Source organism: uncultured Roseovarius sp., from assembly GCF_947259555.1.
Lineage (GTDB): Bacteria > Pseudomonadota > Alphaproteobacteria > Rhodobacterales > Rhodobacteraceae > Roseovarius.
This window is the reverse complement of sequence record NZ_CAMYMD010000058.1, coordinates 1-14,587: the sequence shown is the minus strand read 5'-3', so window position 1 is coordinate 14,587 and position 14,587 is coordinate 1. Positions and strand designations below refer to the sequence as shown.

Here is a 14,587-nt window from a genome sequence, read left to right as displayed (position 1 = left end):
GGCGGCGGGCGCGGTGGCGCAGGCCGCGGGCGAAACCCCGGACGCCGAGACCCCCGCGCTGATCCGCGCGGCCCTGAGGCTGCTGGCACCGAAAGGCTAAGCGCGTGTTTTCTTTCAATGACTTATTAACCTGCTCGCAGATCAACATCATTGATGTATCTCTGATGCTGCACAACACAACCGCTCAGCCGCTGCGCGAGATGCTGCCCTCGTTGGCACATGAGAGACGCGATATTTTCGAGGCTTATCTGCGCATGCATTCGGATCAAGCAGGGGCGGCCCTGCGGAATAGACGATACGTTGCGATCTTTATACCTTTTGGAGATCGCCGTTTCCTGTTTGAGGGGTTCTATTCCGTCGTAGGTAGCGAACTCAGGCCCACCCGCAAAATCTACGCCGATCCAGCGTATCACGAGATTGCAAATACCTATGGAGACCCGGCATCGGACCCGGAAAGAAATATCCGGCGGCGCGATGCACAAGAGGTTTTCGACCTTCGGCTGGAAGCGCAGATGGATGAGTTGAGGGGGCGGGTCGTGGTCCGGTCACCCGGAGGACGTAATTATGTAAGGGTTGCCGCTAATACGCCATTGGAAATTCTTGAGATGTCCGAGACGCATCAATTGGCTGCGCCTACACCGAATTGGCGTAACTTCATTGTTTCGGGCGGATTCTTGCGCTCAATTCCGAGAACGTGGGCGGACCTCTTGCGGCAGTGGCGCGGCATCTACCTGATCACCGATCAGGCTGACGGGGCAAGATATGTCGGTTCGGCGTATGGAGAACAAAATCTGTTGGGAAGGTGGCAGACGCATGTCGTCAATGATCAAGGTGTGACGCGTCAACTAGCGCAACGCAATCCGGAGAAGTTTCAGTTCTCCATTCTCGAGCGCGTCTCCCCGGATGCGTCGGTTGATGAGGTCACTGCTCTAGAACATAACTGGATGAGGCGTCTTGATACAATTCGTAACGGGCTGAATAAATGACCGATCCCGACCCGACATTGCGCGCCGAGGAACTGCCCGAGGATCAGGACCGCAGCCTGCGGCCGCAGGCGCTCAAGGAATTCATCGGGCAGCGCGAGGCGCGGGCCAATCTGGCGGTGTTCATCCAATCGGCGCGGCAGCGTGGCGATGCGATGGATCACACGCTGTTTCACGGCCCCCCCGGTCTGGGCAAGACCACGCTGGCGCAGATCATGGCGCGCGAACTGGGGGTGGGGTTTCGCATGACCTCCGGCCCGGTGCTGGCCAAGGCCGGGGACCTCGCGGCGATCCTGACCAATCTGGAGCGCAACGATGTGCTGTTCATCGACGAGATTCATCGCCTCAACGCGGCGGTGGAAGAGGTGCTTTACCCCGCGATGGAGGATTTCGAGCTTGATCTGGTGATCGGCGAGGGGCCGGCGGCGCGCACCGTGCGGATCGAGTTGCAGCCCTTCACGCTGGTCGGGGCGACGACTCGGCTGGGGCTGCTCACCACGCCGCTGCGCGACCGGTTCGGTATTCCGACGCGCCTGCAATTCTACGAGATCGACGAGTTGCACGAGATCGTGCGGCGCAATGCGAAGCTGCTGAACATTCCCACCGACCCGGATGGCGCGCGCGAGATCGCGCGGCGCTCGCGCGGGACGCCGCGCATCGCCGGGCGTCTGCTGCGCCGGGTGGTGGATTTCGCGGTGGTCGAGGGCGGCGGCAAGATCAGCCGCGAGCTGGCCGATGCCTCGCTCACCCGGCTGGGGGTGGATCATCTGGGGCTGGATGGCGCCGACCGGCGCTATCTGCGGCTGATCGCCGAGGCCTATCAGGGCGGCCCGGTGGGGATCGAGACCATGAGTGCCGCGCTGAGCGAGAGCCGCGACGCGCTGGAAGAGGTGATCGAGCCGTTCCTGTTGCAGCAGGGCCTCATTCAGCGCACGCCGCGCGGGCGCATGCTGGCGCAGGGCGGCTGGACGCATCTGGGATTGCCCGCGCCGGGGCCGAAAGGGCAGAACGATCTTTTCGGCAAGTGACGGTCCCGCCTGACAGGTGTCGGATTTGAGTATTTTTGCCATAAAGAAACCGGGATTTGCGGGATTGGGCGGGGCCTGCTAGAGGGGGGCCGCAGCGGGAGATGGACCGATGAGCGAGACCCTGAATGCGCATGAGATCGAGGCGCTGTTCACCCGGGCGGACGGGGACTTTCTGTTCGCCCGCTGGGGGCGGCCGATCGTGCCGATCGTCTTTGGCGTCGATGACCGGACGCTCGGCATCGTCAAGGGCGCGATCGAGGCGGTGGTGGCACTGGCCGATCACAAGATGGCCGAGACCGATCCGGAACTGGGCGCGAACCTGATGATCTTTTTCTTTCGTGACTGGGAAGAGTTGCGCGAGGTGCCGGATCTGGACCGGCTGCTGCCCGATCTGGGACCGCTGGTGGATCGTCTGATCGCTGCGGGGGCCAATCAGTATCGCATCTTCCGGTTTGACGAGGCGGGGGCGATCCGGGCGTCTTTCGTGTTTTTGCGGATGGACGAGGACCTGAGCGCGGTGCCTGCCGAGACGCTGGCGCTGAGCCAGATCGTGCAGACGATCCTGCTGTGGTCGGACCGTGCCTTTACCGACCGGTCGCCGCTGGCGGCATTGCCCGGCGGCGAGCTGGTGCTGCGCCCCGAGATTGGCGGCCTGATCCGAGCGGCCTATGATTCGGTGCTGCCCTCTGTCAGCCGTGATGCGAGCCATGCGCTGCGGCTGAGCGCAAGATTGGCACCCACGTAAATGCGACGCGGGATCAAGCATTTGGTCTCGGTCGTGGTGGCGGCGGGACGTTTCTGCGCTCTTGGGGCTTGACTGAGTTCGGCGAACTGGCGTTATTACACCTCATTATCTGGGGGTGTGTCATATGAGAAACGCAATTTGTGGGGCTGTTCTTGCCCTGGCCGGGCTGGGAGCCGCCGGACCGGCAGCGGCGCAGACTTGTGGCGGGGTCTATACGGTCGAGCGCGGTGACAGCCTGTCGCTGATCGCGGACAGTCAGTACCGGGACGCCGGAAAGTGGACCGTCGTGCATTCCAGCAACCTCGACGCGATCGGGCAGAATCCGAACAATATCCGTGTAGGTATGCGGCTGCGGCTGCGCTGTATCGACGGTTTGCCGACGGGATTGCCAGGCGGGCAGTCGGTGACAGAGACAGAGGCCGCTGCACCCGAACCCACCGCACTGGTGGTGGCGCCGGGCAATGCCGCGACCCGGCGCAAGATCAATATCCTGACGGGGAGCGATTTCTGGCCGTTCACGGACAAGAGCCTTCCGAAAGGCGGGGTTCTGACCGATGTCGTGCAGGCCGCTATGGAAGCGGCCGACCCCGAGCAGGGGTTTGCCATCCATTGGGTGGATGACTGGGCCTCGCATCACGAGCCGCTCTTGTCCAACGCGTTGCTCGATATTGGTTTTCCGTGGTTCCAGCCCGACTGTGAGAGCGACCCAGAGACCTACCGCTGCGCCAATCTGCTCTTTTCGGAGTCGATGTTCGAAGTGCTGATGCTGCTCTTTGTCGACAAGGAACGCCCCATCGCATTCAACAGCGCCGCCGATCTGGAGGGCAGGCTCATCTGCCGGCCGGCGGGATACTCCACCTACATCTTTGACCAGCATGGGCGCAATTGGCTCAGGGACGGTGTCATCACGCTCGAAGCGGGCGCGTCGCCTGGCGATTGCCTGCGTTTGCTGACCGAAGGCAAGGTGGATGGCGTTGTGCTCAATGAATTCCTCGGGCGTGGCAAGATCAAGGAGATGGGTCTGGAGGAGCGGGTCGTGGTGGCGCAGGGCCAGCCGATCTCGGTGGATGGCAATCACATGGTGGTGCACAAGTCCCATCCCGACGGTCCCGCATTGCTGGCGGTCTTTGAGGAGGGGCTGGCGAAGATCCGTGCGGATGGTCGCTATCAGAAGATCATCGATGAGCACATGAGCCGTGTCTGGGCGGGGTTCTGAGGGTATGCGTGGATGGATTGCAGGATTGAGTGTTGCATTCGGACTGGCAGGGCCCGGACCCGCGTGGGCGCTATGCGATGTCACCTACCGGGTGCAGCCGGGAGACACTCTGACCTCGGTGGCTGCCGCGCATTACGATGACGCGGACCAGTGGACGCTGATTTATTACGCCAATCAGGCGGTGCTGGCGGGGCAAGTCCAGACGTTGGTGGCGGGGCGCGATCTCTTCATTCCATGCCCTGAGGAGAACCCGGTGCCGGATGCCACGCCTCTGCTGCAGACCGGCGCCGAATTGACATTGCTGACCGCCGGTGCGAACGCGCCGTTCTCGGATCGGGACTGGCCCGGTGGCGGGCTGGTCACAGAACTGATCAATGCCGCGCTCGAGTTGAGCCCGGCGCCGGTTCCTTATGAGATCGTCTGGGAGCCGGAACGCGCGCAGCACCTTGCGCCGTTGCTTGGAGAAAAGCGCTATGACATGGGCTTTCCCTGGGTCAAACCCGATTGTGCGACGACCGCAGAGGACGCCCTTTGCACGGGCTTTCACTTTTCCGATCCGTTGATGGATTTGCCGGTGATGTTGTTTCAGCGCGCCGATGGCGATCTTGTCTATGACGAGGATGCCGACCTGCTGGGCAAGCGGCTCTGTCGGCCGGCGGGGAAGTTTACCCATGATCTGGACCGTTCCGGACGGCGCTGGCTGGAGCAAGGCCAAGTCGACCTGAGTCAGCCTGATACCTCAGAGGAGTGCTTTGCAGCATTGATGGCTGGACAGGTGGATGCTGTCAGCCTCGACGTTTTCGAAGGGGCCGCCAAGATCGTGGCCATGGGTCTGCGCGGGCGTGTGGTGCCGGTTGAAAAACCCCTGTCGCGCGAGGCGCTGTACGCTGTCATCTCCAAGACCCATTGGCGCGGGACCACCCATCTCTACCGTTTGAATGCTGGATTGGCGAAGCTGCGCGAGAGTGGGCGGTATGGTGAGATCCTGCAACGTCATCTGGCGATCTTTTGGGAAAAGTTAAACTAGAGGGCGCATGCGGGGCCGCAGCGTGAACCTCCGGTCCTGAGCGGCATGTCCAGACCCTCTCTCAACGCCGTGGCGGGGGTGTTCTGCGGTCGTGGCGCCCGTCAAAGCCCGTCATAGGCGCAGAGCGTGTGCACCTCCATGCCCATCTCGGTCAGCCGTGCATGGCCGCCCAGATCGGGGAGGTCGACGATGAAGGCGCAGCCCACGATTTCGCCGCCCAGACGTTCGACGAGCCGGATGCCCGCCGCCGCCGTGCCGCCCGTAGCCAGCAGGTCATCGACCAGGAGCACCCGCTCGCCCGCGCTGATCGCGTCGTCATGCAGTTCGACCACGGCCTCGCCATATTCGAGCTGATACTCTTCCGAGATTACCGCGCCGGGCAGTTTGCCCTTCTTGCGGATCGGCACGAAGCCGACTGAAAGCTGATGCGCGATCGCCCCGCCGAGGATGAAGCCGCGCGCCTCCAGCCCCACGACCTTGTCGATGGGCTGACCGGCATAGGGGTGCAGCATCTGGTCGATGGCGATGCGAAAACCGCGCGGATCGGCGAAGAGCGTGGTCACGTCGCGAAAGAGAATCCCCTCATGCGGGAAATCGACGATGGTGCGGATGTAATCCTGGACGGTCTTGGGCGGCGGCATGGCGGCTCTCCGGTCGGTTGCGTCCCGCTTCTGCCGCAGGGACGCGGGTCGTGCAAGGGGTCAGAGCGCGCCGCGATAGGCGGCGATGGCCTCGGTCAGGGCGCTGACGGCATATATGGTCAGGCCGAAGACCACGATGCAGAGCAGGAAATTGAGCGCCGATTGGGTCAGGCGGCCCATGCGCCCGGACGGGTTGCCGAGAAACGGGATCTCGGGGCGCAGCAGAAAGCGCGAAGCGATGTAGCCGAAGAGCAGGGCCGAGAGCACCCAGTAGGTCAGGCTCAGGATCAGTGCGTCGTGGGTTTTCGCCAGATAGCTGGCCAGCCCCACCACCAGCCCCCATCGGATCACCTGGAAAATCTCGTCGGTCATCGCCTCGAAGCGGCGGCCCATGCCGTTGCGCCAGTTCTGGTCCGCGAGGGTGTCGATGATCCGTGTCATGCCCTTGTTAATGGGCATCACGCGCGCGGGCGTCCAGAGGTGTGACAGCCCGCGCGCGAAGAGTTGAGCGGCGCGCGATCAGCCGAGCACGCGCCCCGCCACCGCATCGAGCCGGGCCACGAGGGCCGGGTCGCGTTTGTCGGGGGGCGTCAGGATGGCAAACTCGAGCGCGCGGTCGCAGCCATGCGGGCAGGGCGCGCGGTCGGGTCCGAGCAGGGCGGGCAGGCGGCGGACCATGTTGCGGCCCTTGTCGGCATTGCCCGACAGCGTGGCGATGATGTCGGAGATGTCGACCTCGCCGTGACGCGGGTGCCAGCTGTCGTAATCGGTGATCATCGCGATGGAGGCATAGCAAAGCTCGGCCTCGCGGGCGAGCTTGGCCTCGGGCATTCCGGTCATGCCGATCACGTCGCAGCCGAAGGTCTCGCGATAGAGTTTCGATTCTGCCATGGTCGAGAATTGCGGGCCTTCCATGGCGAGATATGTGCCTCCCTTGTGCACCGTGATGCCCGCGTCTCGTGCCGCCGTCTCGCAGGCCTCCGACAGGCGCGGGCAGGTGGGGTGTGCGACGCTCACATGGCCGACGCAGCCGGGGCCGAAAAAGCTTTTCTCGCGGGCGAAGGTGCGGTCGATATACTGGTCGAGGACGACGAAATCGCCCGGCGCCATATCCTCGCGAAAGGACCCGCAGGCGGAGACCGAGACCACGTCGGTCACGCCGAGGCGCTTCAGCGCGTCGATATTGGCGCGGTAGGGCACCGAGGAGGGCGTGTGCACGTGGTCGCGCCCGTGGCGGGGCAGAAAGGCCATCGGCACGCCACCGAGCGTGCCGGTCAGGATCGCGTCGGAGGGCGGGCCCCACGGGCTCTCGACCGCCTGCCACGTGGCGTCCTGCAACCCGTCGATCTCGTAAAGCCCCGAGCCGCCGATCACCCCGATCATCGTGATTGCCATGTGTTGCCATCCCTGCCTGTTGGTCACTGTCACATATAGAATTACGCGGCTTTGGCCCAAAAGAAAATGCCCGCGCGGCCCCCTACGCTACCGGTGCGGCGCGCAAGTCTATTGTCCTGAGGCGGTCAGGGTCGGCTCGGGTGGATGCTGTGCTGTGGAGAGGGGCTGGATTGGGGTCAAGTTCCCGTATTCTGCGCTGCGCACGAATGACGGCTGTTCGGCACCGGGTCAAAAACGTGACAAAATCAAGGGCGGTTCTGCCATGGGGTTGTGGCACAAAAATTTCCAATGATGGCGTTCAGCAGGCGGGTGCTGCCGAAAACGGTCGTTTTTGGCGTGCTGGTTCTGTCAGGGGGTTTATGTCCGACCACCACCGCACCTGAATCGCGCGGCGAAATCCCACTCAGAGCCCCGAGCAAACGATGCTGCGCCTTGATCTTCACCAACCAATCCCCATTAGTCTCATCCTGGGACGGGTTCGACTTGGGCAACACCTGTCTGCCCTATTGCAATTTGAATGCTGTAGAAGAGGTCTTCGCGCCCCAAAATCATCCGCGTGCTCTCATCTATGAATGATTGATTGCCGTCGCTGGAAAGAACATAGCCTTTGAGACTAAGGTTTATCTCGGTTCCTTTAGAAAGTTTCTCATGCAGCACAGAGAAAGTGCAAAGTTGTTCGTGCCCCGGTCGCTTTGGTGGCTTGCACCCGAGAGGGCTGGCACGTCCAAAAACTGGCTGTACTATGGATCCATCGGCTTCGATCCTTATGCAGGCATCGATCGAATAATCGAGGGGCAGTTGGAGATTAACCTCTAAGGCACTCTCGTCATCGGAAAGGTCGATCCAGGGAACGTTTCCAATTGGTTTTCGACGAGGATCTTGGCGAACTTCTATTTCGGCAAATATAGAGTCACCATATCGTGGAGATACCGCCAACTTGTAGCTGGCCTTCTTTAAGTCGACATCGCATGCTTTCGGTAGGCTGTTCGGAACGCCACTAACAGAATGAGGCGTTGACACAAACTCTCCGGTTTCGTAAACCACAGCTCCAGCACTCAGAAGGCGAACAATTGCCGGAACGGCCGGTTCCCAAATGACATCAAATTTCTCATAGACCGTACTGCTATTTGAGGGTCTGAGTAAGGACACTTGAGATTCAGGCAAGGCCGAAATTCTGAATATCCCCAGCGCAAGCACTACAATTACGACGAATAAGATGCTGAGGGTTGCATAGAAGTAATAGGATTGCCTTCTTGATTTCAACCATTCATCTGCAGAAATGTTTTCTGGAAGTATGGCTCCCATTTCATGCTTAATTAGATCGGCCACATCCGACTCTGGGACCTTTTCTAACTTGGAAAGTAGGAGCTTGATCCTCGCACTTCGGGACCAAAAGAAAATCACGGCAGAAACGGTCGCCAGGTAGGCCACAAGCGCCAAAGGACTACCGGCCACATCCGGCAAGGTTTGAATAAGGCTTTGTAACGCCTCCATACAGCGGCCTCCTGTTTTGCGTGTTCGCCGATGCTACACTAGAGATGCGCGTAGCCGCAAATACACAATTCGCAAGCCCTAGATTGCATGACTTGGGAGCTCTTCACCCGCTCTCTGGCGTGGTTAGAATCGTCAATTTTGCCAAAACTCATACGTTTGTGTCACCGGCAGTAACGACCGTTTTTGGCACATAGCGATAGCGGTCCTTGTCGCAGACGAAGCTAAAGCTAAAGTCTGCTTCGTCCCGCACATCGGACGCAACGTCCTCCCACACCACCCCGGACAAATCCGAAGGGACTTGCCAACCGCAGAACCTTGCCCCGCGCGTTCGGTGCGGCACGCGGTCACGCTGCCGAGCGGGCGCAGAAACTGGCCTGATTGCGGCCCTGTGCCTTGGCGAGGTAGAGCGCGCGATCTGCCTCATTGAGCAGCCCCTCGACGGTGGGGGCGGGCAGGCCGGGCCGATGCCGCCCGATGGTCACGCCGATCGAGATCGTGACGGTGAGAGACGTGCCGCTGCCGGGCAGGATGATCGGTGTTTCACGCACGCCGCGGCAGAGACGTTCGGCAATCCGGAGAGCGCGCCTGCGGGGGGTGTCGGGCAGCACCAACAGAAATTCCTCGCCGCCGATGCGTGCGAGCATATCGCTCTCGCGCAGGTGCGCCCGCAAAAGGCAAGTTGCCTCACAAAGCACCCGGTCGCCCGCGGCATGGCCGTGGCTGTCATTGACCCGCTTGAAATAATCGAGATCGGCGACCATCACGGCAAAGCTCTCGCCGCTTTCACGGTTCGCCGTGATCAGGCGTTGAACGAACGGCATGGCAAAGCGGCGGTTATGGGCACCGGTGAGCGGATCGATCATCGCCGCACGAAGCCTGTCCCGGAGTGCGGTGCGGTGCCGCTCGGCGCTACGCTTGCGATGAAGCTGCTTCACGAGGCGCAGTGTCAATTCGGGCCGGTCGGACAGACCGTTGATCACATCGTCCGCTCCCATGTCCAGCAATGTAATGGCGAGCGGTATCGCCTCGGCATCAACGAGGACTATGACCGGGCTGGAGCGTGTCCGTTGTGCGGCCTTGAGCTGTGCCAGAAGACGGAGGCCGGTCTCCGCCTCCGCTTCGGTGATGCGCAGCAGGTAGATATCCGCAGGCGGCTCCGCATCGGAAAGCGTCATGGCGTTATCCATATCAGTTACGCTGAAAAGATGACGTGTTCCGCGCGAGAGCCAGCTTTTCAGGTTTTGGGCCTCTGTTCTTTTGGGGGCTGCTATGATGATGCGTCCCGGCAGTTCAAAGTCTGAATGCGTTTCGGCAAACCCGAGTGTTTGCGCCGGGTCGACCTGACCTGCGTCGTCCTGGGTGTCTATCTGCTGGCGCAGGAGATTTCGAAGGCGTGCGAGCAGCAATGCGTCATGGACCGGTTTTGTGAGGATATCATTCACACCCGCGCGCAGCGCGCTCAGCCGCTCGGCTTGGCAATCGGTCGGCTGGAGCAGCATGATAGGTGTGTTGGCAAGTGCTGGCTCGCGGCGCACTGCGGTCACGAACTCGGCAGGTGTAACGTTGGAGAGCCGGGCGTTTGCAAGGATCAGATCAGGGCGGTGACGCCTGGCCATTACGATGGCCTCATGGTCCGAAGCCGCCTGGACGACGTCGTAGTGAGAGGCGGAAAGCTTGACCTTCAGCACGATCCTGTTTGTGGCAAGATCGTCGACGACCAGAATTTTACCTGACATTGACGCGATGCCTTTGCTCTTGCCGTTTACGTTTGATTCACTATCCATGGCAGAGGTTAAGAAAACCTTTCCAGTGAAAGACCGGGATAAAGATGCAGCAGCAATCCGCCGAAACGATCGCCTTGCAGGCCCTGGGCTGGCTGGCAGGAAATGATGAACTTTTGCCGGTGTTTTTGGGGGCAACCGGCGCGTCCGAGGCCGACTTGCGCTCGCGCGCGGCGGAACCGGAATTCCTTGGTTCGGTGCTCGATTTCCTGATGATGGATGACGCCTGGGTCGTGGAATTCTGCGACAGTCAGGGTCTGAGCTATGAGACGCCGATGATGGCGCGCGCGGCCTTGCCCGGTGGCGCGCAGGTAAGCTGGACATGAGCCGCGCCGACGGGGTCCTCTTCGACAAGGACGGCACGCTCTTTAATTTTCATGCGACCTGGAGTGTCTGGGCGCATGACGTGATCCGAGATCTGGCGGGGGGCGAGGCCGAGGTCATGGCGCGGATCGCCGAGGTCGCGCATTACGATCTGGCGGTGCGCTGTTTCCGGCCGACGAGCCCGATCATCGCGGGCACCAATCGCGAGGCCGCCGAATGTCTGGGCCGCGCGCTGCCGGGACGGCGGGTCGAGGAGATCGAAACCCATCTCATGCTGAGCGCCGCCGAGGCCCCGCTTGCCCCGGCCGTGCCGCTTGTGCCTTTCCTGGACGGGCTGGCGGCGCGCGGATTGCGGCTTGGCGTGATGACCAACGACACCGAATATGGGGCAAAGGCGCATCTGACCTCGGCGGGTGTTCTGGGGCATTTCGATTTCGTCGCGGGGTTTGACTCGGGGCACGGGGCCAAGCCCGCGCCGGGCCCGCTTCTGGCCTTTGCCCGGGCCATGGGGCTGGAGCCCACACGCGTGGTCATGGTGGGTGACAGCGCCCATGACCTGATCGCGGGGCGCGCGGCGGGGATGCAGACGGTGGGCGTGCTGACCGGCACGGCGGTCGAGGCCGATCTTGCGCCGCTCGCCGATGTGGTCATGCCCGATATCGGACATCTGCCGGACTGGCTTCTGGCATGACGCGACACCCGCTGTTCGGCCTGTTCCTCGCCACGTTCGGCGCGCTGACGCTCACGCCCGACGCGCTCTTCATGCGGCTCTCGGGCATGGGCGGTTATCAGATGGTGGGCTGGCGCGGCCTGTTGATGGGCGCCGTGATGGTGGCGCTATGGGTGCTCACGTCGCGCCGCCGGGGCCGCGACGTGGCGCTGTTGGGCACCGGCTTTGGCCTTGCGATCGTGGTCTGTCAGTATGTCAACGCGACGCTCTTCAGCCTCGGGATTGCGCATGCGCCAGTGGCGGTGATGCTGCTGGCAGTGGCGACGGTGCCGGTCTTTGCCGCGATCTTCGCCCGGATCATCATCGGAGAGCCGACCCGCCGCGCCACGTGGGTGACGATCGGGGTTGTGCTCTTCGGCATCACGCTCGCGGTCTTTGGCGGCAAGGGGGCGGTGACGCTGACCTCGGACGCGCTCCTGGGGGCGCTTGCGGGGCTGGGTGTGGCAATGGTGCTGGCGCTCAACTTCGTGATCCTGCGGGCGCGTCCCGATCTGCCGATCCCGTTGTTGATTGGGCTGGGGGCGGCGCTCGCCGGGGTGACGGGGGTCGTCATCACCGGCCCCGCGCAGATGGCCGAGGGCACGGTCTGGGCCATCGTGGTCTGCGGTCTGGTGATCCTGCCGGTGTCGTTCTTCTCGCTGTCGCTCGCCTCGCGCTATACTCATGCCTCGAATGTGAGCCTTTTGTTGCTGCTGGAGACGGTGCTGGGGCCGCTCTGGGTCTGGCTGGGCGTAGGCGAGGGGCCGACGCCGATGATGCTGGTAGGCGGCGTGATCGTGGTCGGCAGCCTCGCCATTTACCTCTGGCACACCGGACGGCGGCGGCTCGCGCTGCAAAGGTGAAAGCGGCCAAGGCAAAAACGACAAGATACGTCGCAAAGCGGCATGTAGCGCGCATCGGCGCGGTGTTTCGTTGAGTGAAACGAGCACCGGGAGGGCGTGACATGGCCGAGGATCTCAAGCGCAGGAAACGGACGGGCGGGCGTGCGGGCAGTGCCGCGCGGCGTGGCACGGCGGTGATCGAACAGATGCCGTGGAACCCGCCGGTGAATACCGACCGGCCCACGGAGCCACTGCGCCCTGAGGGGGTGCAGGCGGTCCATGACGGCGCGATGCGCATCCTCGAAGAGATCGGGATCGAATTCCTGAACCCCGAGGCGGTGGAGATCCTGCGCGCCTCGGGCGGCTGCGAGATCAATGGCGAGAACGTGCGCATGGGCCGCGATTTCGTGATGGAGATGATCGGGAAAGCGCCGGAAAGCTGGACCATCACGCCGCGTAACCCGGATCGGCAACTGACCATCGGCGGCAATCACCTGAATTTCGGCAACGTATCGTCGCCGCCGAGTTACTGGGACATGAAGATCGGGCGCAAGGTGACGGGCACGCGCGAGATGTGCCAGAACCTGTTGAAACTGAGCCAGTATTTCAACTGCATCCATTTCGTCGGCGGCTATCCGGTGGAGCCGCAGGATATCCATGCCAGCGTCCGGCATCTCGACGTGCTCTATGACAAGCTGACGCTCACGGACAAGGTGGCGCATGCCTATTGCCTCGGGAAAGAGCGGGTCGAAGATGTGATGGAGATGGTGCGCATCGCGGGCGGCCTCAGCCACGAGGAATTCGAGGCCTCGCCGCATATGTATACCAACATCAACTCCACCTCGCCGCTCAAGCACGACTACCCGATGCTCGACGGCTGGATGCGGCTGGCGCGGCGGGGGCAGGGGCTGGTGGTGACGCCCTTCACGCTGGCCGGTGCGATGGCGCCGGTGACGATGGCGGGGGCGGTGGCGCAGTCACTGGCGGAGGCGCTCTGTGCGGTGGTGCTGGCGCAGGTGATCCGGCCGGGCGCGCCCTGTGCGATTGGCACGTTTACCTCGAATGTCGACATGAAATCCGGCGCGCCCGCGTTCGGGACGCCGGAATATATGCGCGCGACGCAGATGACCGGGCAGTTGGCGCGGTTCTACCGCCTGCCGATGCGGGCGAGCGGGGTTTGTGCCGCGAATGTGCCCGACGGGCAGGCGATGTGGGAGACCTCCAACAGCCTGTGGTCGGCGGTGCAGGCGGGGGCCAACATGGTCTATCACGCGGCGGGCTGGCTGGAGGGCGGGCTGATTGCCAGCCCTGAGAAATTCATCATGGATTGCGAGATTTTGCAGCATATTCAGCGGTATATGGACCCGATGCTGACGGCGACCGGGCCTGACGAGATCGCGGTAGACGCGATCCGCGAGGTGGGCGGGCAGGGCCATTTCTTTGGCATCCAGCACACGCAGGACCGCTATACCACGGCCTTCTACGCGCCCTTCCTGAGCGACTGGCGCAACTACGAGGCGTGGGAGGCGGCGGGCGGCGTATGGACGCCCGCACGGGCGCATCAGGTGTTTCAGGACATCATCGCGGGCTTCGAGGCGCCGCCGATGGACGCAGGCATCCGCGAGGAACTGGCGGGTTTCGTGGAGCGCCGCAAGGCCGAGGGCGGGGCCCCGACGGACTTCTGAGGCGGGGGTGAAACCGGGGGCTGTATTGCGTCGGTATCGCGTCGGTATTCCGGCGGTGCGTGTGGGGCCGGTCGGGGAATGAGTATTTGGACCAAAAAGAAATGGTGGGGCAGGGCCCGGCGTCTGCCCGTCATGGGGTGGATCGTTCGGGGATGGCGCACTCGCGACGGCCCAGGAGGAGCCTGACCGCGAGAGGTGCCTGACGGTTTTCTTTGGGAGACTTGAGGTTGGTCGCTCAAAGATCGTTTTGCGGATATTTCAGCCATTCGCTGCACCAGTCAAAAAATCCTTCGCGGTTGCGGCATCACCGATATCGAGTGCAGTAAGCGTTAACTCGCGGCATGTTTTGAGGACGTCAAATCTTGGGGGCGCGATGAACGCGAGTTTGACAAAACGTAAGCTGCGACCATACGAAGATTCTTAAGTTGTTTGGAACACTGTGTGATGATGAAGCTCAAAGATGTTATTCGCAGCGAGAAAAAGGTTATCAGCTACGGCAGATGGTCGAATGGCGAGATTGATCGTGTTTTATGGCCCTTGCGCCGTAAGAAGCTGAAATTCTCGCCAGACTGGCAATGGCGCGTTGTATTAGAGATATAGCTGAAAGTTGGTGATGGCCCCTGAGGGGCGGCATATCATGGCGGTGTTCAAGACGCCGTCAATTCTCTGGAGAGAAAGGGATATGCCACATGACGAAGACTACCATTACCGGGTTGC

General features: G+C 62.2%; 15 protein-coding genes and 1 pseudogene. 11 read left to right on the top strand and 5 right to left on the bottom strand.

Annotation, left to right across the window (positions count from 1 at the left end):
* From Q0X85_RS09200 to Q0X85_RS09175, 6 genes and pseudogenes are all read left to right on the top strand, one after another.
* Positions 1-100 (top strand): annotated as a pseudogene (locus tag Q0X85_RS09200) (Holliday junction branch migration protein RuvA); the annotation flags it as partial.
* 4 nt (positions 101-104) lie between these two features.
* Positions 105-986 (top strand): GIY-YIG nuclease family protein, encoded by an 882-nt coding sequence (locus Q0X85_RS09195; protein WP_297771574.1) that lies wholly within the window; start codon positions 105-107, stop codon positions 984-986.
* Positions 983-2,011 carry a Holliday junction branch migration DNA helicase RuvB gene (gene ruvB, locus Q0X85_RS09190; RefSeq protein ID WP_297771573.1) on the top strand — a complete coding sequence of 343 codons (1,029 nt, stop codon included), beginning with the start codon at positions 983-985 and terminating at the stop codon, positions 2,009-2,011. The genes Q0X85_RS09195 and ruvB overlap by 4 nt, the downstream gene beginning before the upstream one ends.
* Positions 2,012-2,120: 109 nt before the next feature.
* Entirely contained in the window at positions 2,121-2,756 is a 636-nt protein-coding gene (locus Q0X85_RS09185; RefSeq protein WP_297771572.1) for a hypothetical protein, read from the top strand.
* A 124-nt stretch (positions 2,757-2,880) separates the two neighbouring features.
* Positions 2,881-3,972 carry a transporter substrate-binding domain-containing protein gene (locus tag Q0X85_RS09180; protein WP_297771571.1) on the top strand — a complete coding sequence of 364 codons (1,092 nt, stop codon included), beginning with the start codon at positions 2,881-2,883 and terminating at the stop codon, positions 3,970-3,972.
* A gap of 25 nt (positions 3,973-3,997) precedes the next feature.
* Positions 3,998-4,999 (top strand): transporter substrate-binding domain-containing protein, encoded by a 1,002-nt coding sequence (locus tag Q0X85_RS09175; RefSeq protein ID WP_366129684.1) that lies wholly within the window; start codon positions 3,998-4,000, stop codon positions 4,997-4,999.
* Between the two features lie 101 nt (positions 5,000-5,100).
* On the opposite strand, the gene Q0X85_RS09170 is transcribed toward Q0X85_RS09175, so the two are convergent.
* The 5 genes from Q0X85_RS09170 to Q0X85_RS09150 all read right to left on the bottom strand — a co-directional run bounded on the left by Q0X85_RS09170 (position 5,101) and on the right by Q0X85_RS09150 (position 10,265).
* Entirely contained in the window at positions 5,101-5,640 is a 540-nt protein-coding gene (locus tag Q0X85_RS09170; protein ID WP_297771569.1) for an adenine phosphoribosyltransferase, read from the bottom strand.
* 60 nt (positions 5,641-5,700) lie between these two features.
* On the bottom strand, positions 5,701-6,081 hold the full coding sequence (locus Q0X85_RS09165) for a hypothetical protein (RefSeq protein ID WP_297771568.1): 381 nt from the start codon (positions 6,079-6,081) through the stop codon (positions 5,701-5,703).
* A gap of 78 nt (positions 6,082-6,159) precedes the next feature.
* Positions 6,160-7,035: an S-methyl-5'-thioadenosine phosphorylase gene (locus Q0X85_RS09160; RefSeq protein ID WP_297771567.1), complete on the bottom strand. Its 876-nt coding sequence runs from the start codon at positions 7,033-7,035 to the stop codon at positions 6,160-6,162.
* Positions 7,036-7,497: 462 nt separating this feature from the next.
* A complete protein-coding gene (locus Q0X85_RS09155) occupies positions 7,498-8,529 on the bottom strand; it encodes a hypothetical protein (RefSeq protein ID WP_297771566.1) in 1,032 nt (343 codons plus the stop codon).
* A 344-nt stretch (positions 8,530-8,873) separates the two neighbouring features.
* Positions 8,874-10,265: a diguanylate cyclase gene (locus tag Q0X85_RS09150; protein ID WP_297771565.1), complete on the bottom strand. Its 1,392-nt coding sequence runs from the start codon at positions 10,263-10,265 to the stop codon at positions 8,874-8,876.
* A gap of 92 nt (positions 10,266-10,357) precedes the next feature.
* Between Q0X85_RS09150 and Q0X85_RS09145 the strand changes: the two genes are divergently transcribed.
* The 5 genes from Q0X85_RS09145 (at position 10,358) to Q0X85_RS09125 (ending at position 14,470) form a co-directional block, all read left to right on the top strand.
* Positions 10,358-10,636 (top strand): DUF3572 domain-containing protein, encoded by a 279-nt coding sequence (locus Q0X85_RS09145; RefSeq protein WP_297771564.1) that lies wholly within the window; start codon positions 10,358-10,360, stop codon positions 10,634-10,636.
* The gene (locus Q0X85_RS09140; protein WP_297771563.1) at positions 10,633-11,325 is read left to right on the top strand and encodes an HAD family hydrolase; all 693 of its coding nucleotides are present in this window, start codon (positions 10,633-10,635) and stop codon (positions 11,323-11,325) included. The genes Q0X85_RS09145 and Q0X85_RS09140 overlap by 4 nt, the downstream gene beginning before the upstream one ends.
* Entirely contained in the window at positions 11,322-12,206 is an 885-nt protein-coding gene (locus tag Q0X85_RS09135; RefSeq protein WP_297771562.1) for a DMT family transporter, read from the top strand. Before Q0X85_RS09140 ends, Q0X85_RS09135 begins: the two co-directional genes overlap by 4 nt.
* Before the next feature lie 101 nt (positions 12,207-12,307).
* Positions 12,308-13,870, top strand: coding sequence for a trimethylamine methyltransferase family protein (locus Q0X85_RS09130; protein ID WP_297771561.1), 1,563 nt, complete (start codon positions 12,308-12,310; stop codon positions 13,868-13,870).
* Between the two features lie 444 nt (positions 13,871-14,314).
* Positions 14,315-14,470 (top strand): hypothetical protein, encoded by a 156-nt coding sequence (locus tag Q0X85_RS09125; protein ID WP_297771560.1) that lies wholly within the window; start codon positions 14,315-14,317, stop codon positions 14,468-14,470.
* Positions 14,471-14,587 lie beyond the last annotated feature (117 nt).

Excerpts from the sequence above, each read along its gene's own strand:
- Q0X85_RS09165 (WP_297771568.1), bottom strand. The coding sequence starts at position 6,081 with ATGACACGGATCATCGACACCCTCGCGGACCAGAACTGGCGCAACGGC.
- Q0X85_RS09150 (WP_297771565.1), bottom strand. The coding sequence starts at position 10,265 with ATGTCAGGTAAAATTCTGGTCGTCGACGATCTTGCCACAAACAGGATC.
- Q0X85_RS09140 (WP_297771563.1), top strand. The coding sequence starts at position 10,633 with ATGAGCCGCGCCGACGGGGTCCTCTTCGACAAGGACGGCACGCTCTTT.
- ruvB (WP_297771573.1), top strand. The coding sequence starts at position 983 with ATGACCGATCCCGACCCGACATTGCGCGCCGAGGAACTGCCCGAGGAT.
- Q0X85_RS09170 (WP_297771569.1), bottom strand. The coding sequence starts at position 5,640 with ATGCCGCCGCCCAAGACCGTCCAGGATTACATCCGCACCATCGTCGAT.
- Q0X85_RS09155 (WP_297771566.1), bottom strand. The coding sequence starts at position 8,529 with ATGGAGGCGTTACAAAGCCTTATTCAAACCTTGCCGGATGTGGCCGGT.
- Q0X85_RS09160 (WP_297771567.1), bottom strand. The coding sequence starts at position 7,035 with ATGGCAATCACGATGATCGGGGTGATCGGCGGCTCGGGGCTTTACGAG.
- Q0X85_RS09125 (WP_297771560.1), top strand. The coding sequence starts at position 14,315 with ATGATGAAGCTCAAAGATGTTATTCGCAGCGAGAAAAAGGTTATCAGC.
- Q0X85_RS09130 (WP_297771561.1), top strand. The coding sequence starts at position 12,308 with ATGGCCGAGGATCTCAAGCGCAGGAAACGGACGGGCGGGCGTGCGGGC.
- Q0X85_RS09180 (WP_297771571.1), top strand. The coding sequence starts at position 2,881 with ATGAGAAACGCAATTTGTGGGGCTGTTCTTGCCCTGGCCGGGCTGGGA.
- Q0X85_RS09185 (WP_297771572.1), top strand. The coding sequence starts at position 2,121 with ATGAGCGAGACCCTGAATGCGCATGAGATCGAGGCGCTGTTCACCCGG.
- Q0X85_RS09135 (WP_297771562.1), top strand. The coding sequence starts at position 11,322 with ATGACGCGACACCCGCTGTTCGGCCTGTTCCTCGCCACGTTCGGCGCG.
- Q0X85_RS09145 (WP_297771564.1), top strand. The coding sequence starts at position 10,358 with ATGCAGCAGCAATCCGCCGAAACGATCGCCTTGCAGGCCCTGGGCTGG.